At 66.4% G+C, this 12,613-nt stretch carries 11 protein-coding genes; all 11 read right to left on the reverse strand.

The annotated features are described in order from the left end of the window. The 11 genes from ACP16H_RS06550 to ACP16H_RS06600 all read right to left on the reverse strand — a co-directional run bounded on the left by ACP16H_RS06550 (position 1) and on the right by ACP16H_RS06600 (position 12,539). Positions 1 to 471 (reverse strand): hypothetical protein, encoded by a 471-nt coding sequence (locus ACP16H_RS06550; RefSeq protein WP_425071470.1) that lies wholly within the window; start codon positions 469 to 471, stop codon positions 1 to 3. After that, complete coding sequence (locus ACP16H_RS06555) at positions 468 to 1,310, reverse strand: c-type heme family protein (RefSeq protein WP_425071471.1); 843 nt, start codon at positions 1,308 to 1,310, stop codon at positions 468 to 470. Before ACP16H_RS06555 ends, ACP16H_RS06550 begins: the two co-directional genes overlap by 4 nt. Next, entirely contained in the window at positions 1,307 to 1,990 is a 684-nt protein-coding gene (locus ACP16H_RS06560; protein WP_425071472.1) for a hypothetical protein, read from the reverse strand. The genes ACP16H_RS06555 and ACP16H_RS06560 overlap by 4 nt, the downstream gene beginning before the upstream one ends. Positions 1,991 to 2,183: 193 nt before the next feature. Beyond that, positions 2,184 to 2,684 carry a L,D-transpeptidase family protein gene (locus ACP16H_RS06565; RefSeq protein ID WP_425071473.1) on the reverse strand — a complete coding sequence of 167 codons (501 nt, stop codon included), beginning with the start codon at positions 2,682 to 2,684 and terminating at the stop codon, positions 2,184 to 2,186. Between the two features lie 77 nt (positions 2,685 to 2,761). Beyond that, a complete protein-coding gene (locus ACP16H_RS06570) occupies positions 2,762 to 3,994 on the reverse strand; it encodes a class I SAM-dependent RNA methyltransferase (RefSeq protein ID WP_425071474.1) in 1,233 nt (410 codons plus the stop codon). Positions 3,995 to 4,069: 75 nt separating this feature from the next. Further along, on the reverse strand, positions 4,070 to 5,902 hold the full coding sequence (locus ACP16H_RS06575) for an ABC transporter ATP-binding protein (protein WP_425071475.1): 1,833 nt from the start codon (positions 5,900 to 5,902) through the stop codon (positions 4,070 to 4,072). Further along, positions 5,899 to 7,737: an ABC transporter ATP-binding protein gene (locus ACP16H_RS06580; protein ID WP_425071476.1), complete on the reverse strand. Its 1,839-nt coding sequence runs from the start codon at positions 7,735 to 7,737 to the stop codon at positions 5,899 to 5,901. Before ACP16H_RS06580 ends, ACP16H_RS06575 begins: the two co-directional genes overlap by 4 nt. Further along, entirely contained in the window at positions 7,734 to 9,599 is a 1,866-nt protein-coding gene (locus ACP16H_RS06585; RefSeq protein WP_425071477.1) for an ABC transporter ATP-binding protein, read from the reverse strand. The genes ACP16H_RS06580 and ACP16H_RS06585 overlap by 4 nt, the downstream gene beginning before the upstream one ends. Before the next feature lie 183 nt (positions 9,600 to 9,782). Next, positions 9,783 to 10,934 (reverse strand): CCA tRNA nucleotidyltransferase, encoded by a 1,152-nt coding sequence (locus ACP16H_RS06590; protein WP_425071478.1) that lies wholly within the window; start codon positions 10,932 to 10,934, stop codon positions 9,783 to 9,785. After that, a complete protein-coding gene (locus tag ACP16H_RS06595) occupies positions 10,931 to 11,533 on the reverse strand; it encodes a CoA pyrophosphatase (RefSeq protein WP_425071479.1) in 603 nt (200 codons plus the stop codon). Before ACP16H_RS06595 ends, ACP16H_RS06590 begins: the two co-directional genes overlap by 4 nt. Then, entirely contained in the window at positions 11,523 to 12,539 is a 1,017-nt protein-coding gene (locus ACP16H_RS06600; protein ID WP_425071480.1) for an Hsp33 family molecular chaperone HslO, read from the reverse strand. The genes ACP16H_RS06595 and ACP16H_RS06600 overlap by 11 nt, the downstream gene beginning before the upstream one ends. Positions 12,540 to 12,613: the final 74 nt, after the last annotated feature.

Below are 12,613 nucleotides of genomic sequence, written 5' to 3' on the forward strand. Positions count from 1 at the left end.
CTAGCGGAACGCGATGGCGACGATGCCATGCCAGAGACCCGCGGAAAGCGCCGCGGTTCCGGCGAGGCTGTGCAGCCCGTATTGGAGCAGGAACGCCCGTCGCGTGTGGAATCGCACCTGCGAGCGGGCGAGGAAGCTGCTGAGGGCGGCAACCACGAACAGCACCCACAGGCCACGCGTCCAGAGATAACCGCTGGCCGTGGCATGCACCACGAACAGCAGTGTCGCCGCCACGGCCGTTTGACGGTGGCGGCTGAGGTCGCGGTGCGAGTCGCCCCGGCGAAGCAGTCGGTTCACCACGATCTGCACCATCCACAGCAGCAGTCCGAGCAATGCCAGCCCGGTAACGATTCGCAACGCGGGACCAATGGTCAGCAAGGGGTGGATGCCTGAGAGACCAGCCGCGACCGCCAGCAGCCCCGCACCCAAGACCAGGGCGTTCAGGGGAAGGATACGCTTGAGGTCCATCACTCGGCTCCCTCCTGCGCCCCGGATGGCAACGCCCCTGTTGCGGCCAATTTCTGCGCCATGACCGGAGCGGCCGTAACGTCGAGCACAGCGCGCATGAAGGTTTCGGTGTCGGGAAGCGCGTGCCGCCCCTCCCCCGGCCAGACCGCGCCGATTTCGGGCGGCGTGCCGAACAGCGTGGCCTTTTTCAGGTAACCATCCCAGGCCAGCGCAACCGCGCCGTAGGTTGCACGGATGGCCGCGTCCATTTCAGTGTCGGACACCATGTCATCCGGCCATGTCCATGTCGTCGCGCCCATGACGTCGTCCATCTTCCAGTCGGTCTTGGGCGAATCGACGTGTTCGTTGTGGCAGGTCACGCAGGGCTGAGCCGAGGCAAAGTCGGGGAACATCGCCACCTTGCCATAGTCCACCAGAGTTTCGATCACCGGGGCACGGGTGGCGAGGACTTGCGTGTAGGCGGTCGAGGAGTCGTCCGCGAACTTGTTCGATGGATTGATCGGCTTGTCCGAGCCAAGGTAGAGCCCGAGCGGCACAGGCATCCTTTCGAGATTGGCGGAGACCTCGCGCAGGAACAGCGCCGGAAGCGGCCCGGCCTCGACGCCCTGCTCTTTCCAGTCCTCGTTGAAGGCAAGGCCGGCAGTCTTGCCCTGCCCGACGATGCGCGCGGTGTAGATCTGTCGCGCAGCGGCGTTGATCGCATTCACCGCCTCAAACATCTGCGCGGCGGGAATGGTGCGGTCCTGCTGCGGCGCCGCGGCCTCCAGAGGCGGTGGCGCAGTAACGTAGAGGTAGATGGCGAGGCAGATCAGGGACAGGCTGGCGAGAATGAAGCGTTTCATCGCGCGTCCTTCGCGGTGAGGGGTTTCAGGCCATAGGGCGAGGGACCGTCGGCGAAATAGGCGTTCACCGCCTCGAGCGGGAAGGCAGCCTGCATCCGGGTCTGCGGTGAGTGGGCGTGGTTGCCGTGGAAATCGTGGCAGGTGAGGCAGCTTTGCCAGTTGTCCTGTTTCACCAGCGTGACGTGCGGCACGTCCAGCGGGTCACGTTTCAGGGTCAGGTCGGCGTGACAGGCGGCACGGAAGCCGGTATCTGCGCGGTGCAGGCGGCGGTTTTCGTGCTCCGAATGGCATCCGAGACAGGTGTTGGCCTGCACCGTGTCCAGAGCCTTGCGAAAGCGCGGTTCATTGAAGCGATGGATCGGGTGACGGTCCGCGGGCCGGTCGTGGCAGTCGGCGCAGATGGCACTGTTCACGGGCGAAAACCCCACGTCGACGGGCGTGCCGCGCGCGAGGACCTGCATCTGCTGGCGCAGCGTACCGGGGGCCGGGTCGTGGCAGGCTTGGCAGGCGAGGCTCGCGTGGCCTTGCTGGATCGGACCGGACGACAGGAGTGTCGCACCAAGGGTCGCAATGGCCGTCGGCTTGTCACGCCCCGAGAGCGCCGCGGAGGTGCTGGCAAGACCGGCCACGGTGACGGCTCCGAACAGAACAAGACAGGCGATATGGACGCGCTTGACCATGAGATCCGGTGCTCAAAATATGGGGTGCCGGTGGGCGAGACAGCCTGAGGCGGGAATATGAATGGCAACGTTCCCATTCAGGGAGATTCGCGCAAGTCTAGTTTTCGAAACCTACAAGACGCCCGGAACGTGCAAAACAAAACGCCCGGCGCAGGGCCGGGCGGTGGTGGTTGCGATGGATGGGCCTGGGCCCTCAGGGATTGATGACGATCGGCGTCCCGTCGCGCACCATGGAATAGACATCGCGGATCTGCTTGTCGGTGACCGCGATGCAGCCTGCGGTCCAGTCCTTTGGCGCGCCCTTGCGGTAGCCGTTGCCCTGCCCGTGGATGAAGATGTCGCCGCCCGGGCTTTTGCCCATCGACGACGCAATCGCGCGATCCTGATTGTTCGGGTAGCTGATGCCGATCGACAGGTGGAAGCTGGAGTTCGGATTGCGGCGGTCGATGTAGTAGACGCCCTCGGGCGTCTTGCCGTCGCCTTCGACCTGCTTGTGGCCCTGCGGCGCAAAGCCGAGGCCTATGTCGTAGGATTTCAGCACGTCCTCGTTGTGCAGCAGGTACATGCGCCGCTCGGACTTGTTGACGACGACCTGCGTCACCTCCGGCCCGCGATAATTGTAGTATTTCGGCTGGCTACAGGCCGAAATGACCAGCGCCATGACCAGCAAAAGTCCAAGCTTCAGAAAACGCATCACACTGCCCCTCGTGTGTTTTGCGAAGTGTTATACACGTTTTCTGAACCCTCCGTAAGCGGGGGGCATGGGCGGTTTCACGCCAACGTGAGTTGGGCGACAAGCTCGACATGAGTGGACCAGCGGAACTGGTCGACGGTCTGCACCCAGTCGAGTTTGTAGCCTGCCTGGGTCAGGGTCGCAGCGTCCCGGGCAAAGGTCACGGGATTGCAGGAGACGAAGGCGATTCGCGGGATGCGTGCCTTGGCCATTTGCGCGACTTGCGCCTCGGCCCCGGCGCGGGGCGGGTCGATGACCACGCCGTCAAAGCGGGCCAGTTCGTCAGGCAGCAGCGGGTTGCGGAAGAGGTCGCGCGCCTCGTGGGTAACGTGCTTCAGACCCTGCGCCTGCCGCCACCCCTTGTCGAGCGCCTGCACCATGGCCCGCTCGCCCTCGGCGGCGTGGACGCGCGCCTGATCGGCCAGCGGCAGGGCAAAGGTGCCACAGCCTGCGAACAGGTCGAGGATATGGGTCGCGCCATTCAGCGCCTCGCGGACACCGGCCAGCAGGGCGGCCTCACCCTCGGCGGTGGCTTGCAGGAAGGCTCCCGGCGGAGGCACGACCTGCGCCGCGCCGAATGTCTGGTAGGCGGGGCGGAAGGTCAGCGCCTCGTCGTCCCATGTGAGCCGCGCGAGGTCGTGCTGTTGCGCGATATTCGCCAGTTCGACGCGGAACAGATCGTCGATGGGCTTGCCGCCGCGCACGCTGATGTCGAGGCCCGCGTCGCTGTCCGTCACCATCACAGACAGCTCGCCCTTGCGGGAGGCACCGGCAACGGCCAGCGCCTCGGCCAGTGGCAGGGCATTGGCGATGACGGGGCGCACAAGTTGGCAGTCGGGGACGGCGATCACCACGTCCGAACCCTTGGCGTGGAAGCCCGCCAGCGCGCCCTTCTTCGTGCGGCGGGCAGAGAACCCGGCGCGGCGGCGCGACTGTGGCGGCGAGACGATGCAGGGCCGCATCTCGGCCTCCAACCCCTGAGCGGTCAGCGCGCGGGTCACGACCTCTTGCTTCCAGCGGGTGACGAATGCGTAGTCGGCGTGCTGCAACTGGCAGCCACCACAGGCCTTGGCATGGCGACAGGGCGGAGAAATGCGCTCGGCCACCGGGGTCACGATCTTGGGCGCGTCCATGACGCCGTTGTCCACGGCGCCTTCGACCACCTCGCCCGGCAGCGCGCCGGGGACGTAGATGGGCGTCCCGTCATGGGCCGCGATGCCGTCACCAAGGTGCCCCAGCCGTTCGACCGTCACGCGAATCTGTTCGGACATGGACCCTGACCCCTGTTTCTTCTTGGCAGAAATACTCACTAGCCCAGCCCGAGGGCGCAGACCAGAGGCCGGGGGCTACTCGGCCGCCTCGGAACCCAGGAACCCGCCCGACTGCCGCGTCCAGTAGCGCGCATAAAGACCCTGTTGCACCAGAAGCTCGTCATGCGTGCCTTGTTCCACGATGCGGCCATGGTCCAGCACGACGATGCGGTCCATGGCGGCGATGGTGGACAGGCGGTGGGCGATGGCCAGCACGGTCTTGCCCTGCATGACTTCGCCCAGCGCCTGCTGGATCTCTGCCTCGACTTCGGAATCCAGCGCGCTGGTCGCCTCGTCCAGCACCAGAACCGGGGCGTTCTTGAGGATGGCGCGGGCCAGGGCGATGCGCTGGCGCTGGCCGCCGGACAGTTTCACGCCACGCTCGCCCAGGCGGGCGTCATAGCCCTCGCGGCCCTTGGCGTCCTTCAACCCCATTATGAAGTCATGCGCCGAGGCGCGGCGGGCGGCGGCGTGGACCTCGGCCTCGGTGGCATCGGGGCGGCCATAGCGGATGTTGTCCATGGCGGAGCGGTTGAACATCGAGGTGTCCTGACGCACCACGGCAATCGCCTCGCGCAGGGCTGCCTGTTGCAGATCGCGGATGTCGGTGCCGCCCAGCGTGATGCGCCCCTGTTCCACCTCGTGCAAGCGCAGCAGTAGCGACACGGCGGTGGACTTCCCGGCACCGGAGGCTCCGACTAGGGCGACCTTCTCGCCCTCGGCAATTGTCAGGTCGAAGTCGCGCAACGCGCTTTTCTCGCCCCCGTAGGCAAAACCCACGCGATCGAAGCGCACCGGCCCGCGCGGTGCATGGGCCGCCGCTCCGGGGCGGTCGGTGATGGCGTGCGGTGGGGTCAGGGTGCCAATGCCGTCCTCGATCTCGCCCACCTGGGTGAAGATGGTGATCATCGAGCGGCCCAGCCGGTTGGTCAGCATCGACAGGCGGGTGGTAATCATGGCGGTCATGGCGATATCGCCCGCGCTCGCCACGCCCGTGGACCACAGGTAGAGCGCGCCAAGGATCGACACCATGGGCAGCACGCCGCCCAGCGTCATCAGCGCCATGCGAAACACGGCGGAGAGTTCGCCGAAATCCTGGCTGGTGGCGCGGTAGCCTTGCAGCGCGGATTTCAGCGCGCGGTCCTCGGCGTCGTCGCGGGCGAACAGCTTGACCGTCGACATGTTGGACAGCGTGTCCACCAGTTGCCCGGTGACCATGGTGCGTGCCCCTGCCCGCCTGGCCGACCGCGTCTGGACCCGCGGGATGAAGAACCGCAGCGTGGCGTAATAGAACACGCCCCAGACGGCAAAGGTCAGCAGCAGCCGCCAGTCGATCCCGGCCAGCAGCACGAAGGAGCCGATGAACATCGCCAGCGAATAGACGATGACGTCGGTCATGTCGTGCACGAGATCGGTGATCGAGCGCGCGACCTGGATGGCTTTCTGGCTTATCCGCCCGGCAAAGTCGTTGTCGAAGAAGGACATTGAATGTCCCAGCGTGTAGCGGCTGACCCGCGACAGCACGAGCGGGTAGAGCCCCGGATGCAGCATCACGGCAGAAACAGAGGCATCCGCCACGAACAGCAGGGGGCGCACCAGCAGGAAGAACACCAGGCCAAAGACGACGATGGGCCAGAACGGCTCCCAGAAGGCACCGGGGCCGGTGGCGGCGGCGCTGTCGATCACCCAGCCGGTGAAGCGCGCGGCGACCAGTTCCGACATACCCGTGAGGAAGGTCACGCCCGTGGCCAGAAGGATCGGCTTTTCCGCGCCGCGCAGCGCCCAGCGCATGAAGCGGAACAGCCCCTGTGGTGGAGGACCTTCGGCGGGCTGGAAGGCGTCGACTTCGGGAAGGAAGGTACGGATCATTCGGCGGCGTCCCGGCTGTCACCGAGGAAGCCCCCGGACTGGCGGTCCCAATAGCGCGCATAGAGGCCATTGGCACGCAAAAGCTGGTCATGCGTGCCTTGCTCGGCGATGCGGCCTTCGTCCAGCACGATGATGCGGTCCATCTGCGAGATAGTGGACAGGCGGTGCGCGATGGCCAGCACGGTCTTGCCCTGCATCACGGCGTCGAGGGCGGTCTGGATGGAGGCTTCGACCTCGGAATCGAGGGCGGAGGTGGCTTCGTCCAGCACCAGGATCGGCGCGTCCTTGAGGATGGCGCGGGCAAGGGCGATGCGCTGGCGCTGGCCGCCCGACAGTTTCACGCCGCGCTCGCCCAGGTGCGCGGCGTAGCCCTCGCGGCCCTTGTGGTCCCTGAGTGTCAGGATGAACTCATGCGCTTCGGCGCGTTTGGCGGCGGCGATCACCTCCTGTTCGGTGGCGTCGGGGCGACCGTAGCGGATGTTGTCCAGCGCCGAGCGGTTGAACATCGACGTCTCCTGCGTGACCATGCCGATCTGTTGGCGGAGGCTGTCCTGCGTCACGGTCGCGACGTTCTGGCCGTCGATCAGGACCGCGCCTTTCTCGGTGTCATAGAGACGCATCAGGAGGGCGACGAGGGTGGATTTCCCGGCGCCCGAGGCACCGACGATGGCCAGTTTTTCGCCGGGTTGAATGGTCAGGTCGACGCCGTGCAGGCCGCCGGCCTCGCCGCCATAGGTAAAGGTGACGTGGTCGAAATGGATCTGGCCTTGCGGCACGGTGAGCGTCCCGGCGTCGGGGCTGTCGGTCAGGTCGTGGGCGACGGAGAGCGTGTTCATGCCGTCCTCGACCTCGCCCAGGTGGCCCGAGATCACCATGATGGAGAAGCTGATCCACCCCGTCATCTGTGCCAGTCGCAGCGACGCCCCGCCGATGGCCGCGATGTCGCCCGCCGTGACGGTGCCGCGCAGGGCGACCGCCGCGCCGATCAGGCCGACGGGCAGCAGCCCCGCGATGCAGATCAGGCCAAGGCGGAAGGTGGTGGTGGCCTCGCCGAAGGTCAGCGCCTTGCCGCGCAGGTCGTCGAGCGCGCCGAGCGTCATGGCGTCCTCGCGCTGGCGCCCGGCAAACAGCTTCACCGTCTTGATGTTCGACAGGGTGTCCACCACTTGGCCGGAGACCATGGCCCGCGCCCCGGCGCGCGCGGCAGAGCGGGCGCGGATCGTCGGCAGGTGGCGTTTCAGGAACCACAGGTACAGCACGAACCACGCGGCGAGGATCAGCATCAGCCAGGCGTTGACCGCGCCCAGCAGAGCGGCGGTGCCGATGACGGTGGCGAGGCCGAGCGTCAGGGCATTGACGCTTTCGATCACGGTTTCGGTGAGGGAGTTCGCCGCCTGTACCTTCTTCTGCGCCAGGCGCCCGGCGAAGTCGTTGTCGAAGAAGGTCACCGACTGGTCGATGGTCCAGCGATAGAGCCGCGTCATCACGAGGTTGAAGACATTCGGCCCGATCATGACAGTCTGCGTCAGGGCAAGGCCGCCGAAGAGCGCCGGTCGGATGACCATCATCAGCACGATGGCCGACAGGAACAGCGGCCAATGCGCCATGATAGAGCCTGTTTCGCCCACCACGTCGACGATCAGCCCGAGGAGGTACATCGAGGCGACCTCTGTCAGGCCCGCCGACAGGGAAATCACCGCGCCCAGCGCGATGACCGGCCAGGCGCCGCGCAGCGCCCAGCGGATGAAGCGCGCGAGGGTGCGCGGCGGCGGGCCTTCGGCCGAGGCGCGGGTGTCGATCAGGGCCCCTGCCCTGCGGATGGTCTGCGCGATCATTGGTCCGTCTCTTTCTGGGCCTCTTCGTCGCCCTCGTCGATATCGAGGAACCCGCCCGACTGGCGCGCCCAGAACGAGGCATATAGCCCGCCTGCGGACAAAAGCGCGTCATGGGTGCCGTCTTCGACGATCTGGCCGCGATCCATCACGAGGATGCGATCCATCCGGGCGATGGTGGACAGGCGGTGCGCGATGGCGATCACCGTCTTGCCCTGCATCATGCCGTAGAGGGTGTCCTGAATGGCGGCCTCGACCTCAGAATCGAGCGCGCTGGTGGCCTCGTCCAGAAGCAGGATCGGCGCGTCCTTGAGGATCACGCGGGCGAGCGTCACGCGCTGGCGCTGGCCGCCCGACAGCTTCACGCCGCGTTCGCCGACATGGGCATCATAGCCGGTGCGCCCCTCGGGGTCGGTGAGGCCGAGGATGAAGTCATGCGCCTGCGCCTGTTTCGCGGCCTCGATCATCTGCGCCTCGGTCGCGTCGGGGCGACCATAGAGGATGTTGTCGCGGACGGAGCGGTGCAACAGGCTCGAATCCTGCTGAACCATGCCGATCGCGTGCCGCAGGCTGTCCTGCGTGACCTGCGTGATGTCCTGACCGTCGATGAGGATCTGGCCGGATTCCGGATCGTAGAACCGCAGGAGCAGCTTCACCAGCGTGGACTTCCCCGCGCCGGACCGCCCGATCAGGCCGACCTTCTGCCCCGCCGGAATGTCCAGCGTGATGCGGTCCAGCCCGCCCTGTTTCTGGCCGTAGTGGTGCGAGAGATTGCGCAGCTCGACGCGGCCCTCGGTCAGGCGCAGGGGCTGTGCGCCGGGCGCGTCGGTCAGGGCAATGGGCTGGGCGATGGTCTCCATCCCTTCGCGGATGACGCCCAGTTCGCGGAACAGGGAGGTCGTGGCCCACATGATCCAGCCGGTCATGGCGTTGAGCCGCAGCACCAAGGCAGAAGCCGCCGCCACCGCGCCCGCCGTGGCGCTGCCCTGCATCCACAGCCCCAGCGCGAGGCCGACAACCCCAACCACCAGCACGCCGTTCAGCGTGTTCAGCAGCAGATCCATGGTGGTATAGAGCCGCATTTCCCGCATGAAGGTCTGGCGCGCGTCCTCTATCGCCTCTTTCGCGTAGTCGAGTTCGGTGTCGTTGTGGGCGAACATCTTCACCGACTGGATGTTGGTGTAGCTGTCCACCACGCGGCCCGTGAACTGCGAGCGCGCCTCGGACGAGGCCTGCGAGGCGGGGGCGACGTTGCGCACGGTCCAGCGGATCAGCAGGCCATAGAGCACCACCCAGCCCACAAGCGGAATCATCAGGCGCGGGTCGGAATCGCCCAGCAGAACCAGCGCGCCGACGATATAGGCGATGGAAAAGGTCATGGCGTCGAAGATCTGGAACGCGACCTCGCCCGTGGCGGGGGGCGTCTGGACGATGCGGTTGGCGATGCGCCCGGCAAAGTCGTTCTCGAACCAGCCGACGGACTGGCGCAGCACGTGGCCGTGGGCGCGATACCGCACCAGCGTTCCGAGGTTCGGCATGACGGATTGGTTCAGCAACGCCACGTCGATGGCGCTAAGAAGCGGGCGCAGGAACAGCAGGAAGAGGCCCAGCGCGATCAAGGTGGCCCCGTGGGCCCCCCAGACCTGCGCGGGATCGCCTTCGAGGATGTCCACGACCCAGCCCATGGCGGCGAGCAGGCCGATCTCGATCGCGGCGGTCAGGATCGAGGTGAAGGTCGCGAGCAGAAAGACCGTGCGGAAGGGCCGGGTGAATTGCAGCAGAAACGGCACCAGCCGCGTGGGCGGCGTGTCGCTGGCGGTATAGGGCGTGTAGGGATCGACGAGGTTTTCAAAGAAACGGAACATTCGGGTCGCCTTTGTCTGGCGTGGATCGGGCAGGATGATGGGCGCGGGGGCTCGGATGTCGAGCAGGCCCGCGTTCGCTGGGTCACTCAGACAAAGCTGGGCAGGGACCTTACGATTTCCATCAAGGTGACTCCGAATGTGTTCAGGGAGGGTTTAGCGTGTATGCGTGCTGTTGTCACGCATTTAGAGCCGCGACAGGAGCGCGGATTTGTCGAGGGTGAAACCGGAGGCGATCCACTGCGTTTCAAGGCGCTTCAGCGCGGCGCCGATAGCGGGGCCGTGGAGGTCGGGCAGATCGCGGGCCTTTACCGGGAATTGCGCGGTGGCGGCGGTGCGCAGATGGGGCAGGGGGCTGGTGTCGAGAGGCGCGCCAAAGCTGGCAGCGCGCAGGGCGAGGGTGTCCTTTGCGATGGTTTCGCCATGGCGATAAGCGATTTCGCGGGGCGTCTGGGGGCCGGATATCAGGCTCTGATACAGCTCGAGTTGGCGTTGCTGCGCCTTGGACAGCCGGAGCGATGCGCCGTCGTGGAAGCCGATCACGGCGAGGCGGCGCAGCGGGTCGGGCGGCAGGCTCAGCGCGGTTTCGTGCATAAGAAGCGGGCCAAGCGGGGCCTCTGTCACGCCGGGCAGGACGTGGGTCAGGACACCGGTGCGGGCCATGACACAGGTGGCGGCATAGGGATCCGGCGCGGTGAGGAGTTTCACCAGCTCGTGACCGATCCGTTCGCGGGACAGTTGGTCAAGGCCGTCGAGGTTCGAAGCAATGGCGGACAGCGCGTCGGGGTCCATGCCCTGTTCGGGATCGCCGTACCACGCATAAAACCGGAAGAAGCGCAGGATGCGCAGGTAGTCCTCGCGGATGCGGGTGTCGGCGTCCTCGATGAACCGCAGGTGCCGGGCGCGCAGGTCGGGCAGGCCGTTCAGCGGGTCATGAACCCGGCCCCGGCGGTCGGCATAGAGCGCGTTCATGGTGAAATCGCGCCGCACCGCGTCGGCGTGCATGTCATCGGCGAAATGCACCACGGCGCGGCGGCCATCAGTCTCTATATCAGCGCGAAAGGTTGTGACCTCGAAGCCCTCGCCCTCGGCCACCACCGTCACGGTGCCGTGGTCGATGCCTGTCGGAACCGCCTTCAGCCCCGCGGCCTGCGCCAAGTCCATCACCCGCTGCGGGCGCGCGTCGGTGGAGATATCCACGTCGGCGACAGGCGCGCCGAGCAGGGCGTTGCGGACGCAGCCGCCGACGGCATAGGCCTGATGCCCGCCGTCCTCGAGCATCTTCATCACCGCCTGCGTCGCGGGGTTGTCCAGCCAGTCGCCGTGGATGTCCGTCATCCGTTTACCCGTTCTGCCAGTCCGCGCAGCATACGCGCGGTGGCGCCCCAGATGTAATAAGGCCCGTAAGGCACGGCGTAATAGAGCCTGCGTTGCCCGCGCCAGCGGCGGCCTTCGATGTTGAAACGGACCGGGTTGGTGACATGCGAGAAGGGGGTGAGGAAGACCTCGTCCACCTCGCCCGGCTCCGGCACGGGCTGGAACGGCGCGCGGATCAGTGCCAGCACCGGGGTTACGGTGAAGCCGGTCACGGTCTCATGGGCGGGCAGGGTGCCGAGGACCTGGACGTTTGCCGGGTCGAGGCCGACCTCTTCGTGCGCCTCGCGCAGGGCAGCGGCAACCTCATCGGCGTCACCGGGATCGACCTTGCCACCGGGAAAGGCGATCTGGCCGGGGTGGTGTTTCAAGTGGCTGGAGCGCTTGGTCAACAGCAGGTCCAGACCGTTCGGACCGGGCTGAAAGGCGACGAGAACCCCGGCGGGCCGCAGCTTGCGCCCCTCGGGGAGCGCGAAGGCCGGGTTCAGGTCGAAATCCGACGAAGGCCCGGCGGGCACATCAAGCGCCCGCCTCAACAGGTCGATCTGGCGGTCAGTTTCCATCCGTCTTGGTCTCTGCCCCGGGCTCCGCCGGTTTCTCGGCCTCGAAGCCGACCGTCTTGGGGTCGAGCACGTAGTGCGTGCCACAGAACTGGCAGTCGGCGGTCACGGTGCCCTCGTCCGTGGTCATGCGCGAAATGTCCTTGGCCGAGTAGATCGACAGGGACTGGCGCACGCGCTCTTCGGAGCAGGTACAGCCGAAACGCACCGGCTGGCTGTCGTAAACGCGCGGCTGTTCCTCGTGAAACAGGCGGACCAGCAGCTCGGTCGGGGGAACGCTGGGGCCGATCAGCTCCAGCTCTTCGACGGTCGCCAGATGCGCGTTGACGCGGTTCCAGTTCTCCTTGGTGTCGTCGTCCAGCAGGTCGTGTGCACGCAAGACGCCGTCGTCCTCGGAGGGCAGATCCTTGGCGAAGGGCGAGGCCTTTGGCATGTGCTGCAACATGATGCCACCCGCGCGCCAATGCTCCTCGCCGCCCGCCTCCGTCGATTTGCCGTAGGTCAGGGCGAAGGTGGTCGGCAACTGTTCCGACTGGGCAAAATACGCGGCGGCGCAATCCGACAAGCTGTTCCCGGCGATCGGAACAATCCCCTGATAGGGCTGCGTGCCCTCGCCCTGGTTGATGAGAATGGCGAAGTAGCCACTGCCCAACTGCTGGAACGGCGGTGCGTCGGTGATCCGGTCGCGGTCGAAACTGGCATAGGCACGGATGCGGGCCGGCTGACCTTCGGCCTCGGGGCCGTAGTAATCCGTCGCGATCATGCGCACGGGGCCATTGGTCTGCACCTGCAGCGACAACTTCCACCGCAGCTTGATCGTCTGGCCGATGAGGGCGGTCAGCAGGGCCATCTCGGCCACCAGCGCCTCGACCTGATCGGGGTAGTCGTGTTGTTTCAGCACGCCGGAAAGCACGCCATCGAGACGCGCGACGCGGCCCCGCATGTCGGAGCGGTCAAGCTGGAAGGGCAGGACGGTATCGTCCCAGGCGATCTTGTCACCGAAGCTCATATCGAGATCCTTGGGGGTTTTCTTGGGTGCCTTGGTCTGGCAGTCAGGCGTGCATATAAGGGCAATTGCCGCAA

Source organism: Sagittula sp. S175 (assembly GCF_049800975.1).
In the GTDB taxonomy this organism is placed as follows: Bacteria; Pseudomonadota; Alphaproteobacteria; order Rhodobacterales; family Rhodobacteraceae; genus Sagittula.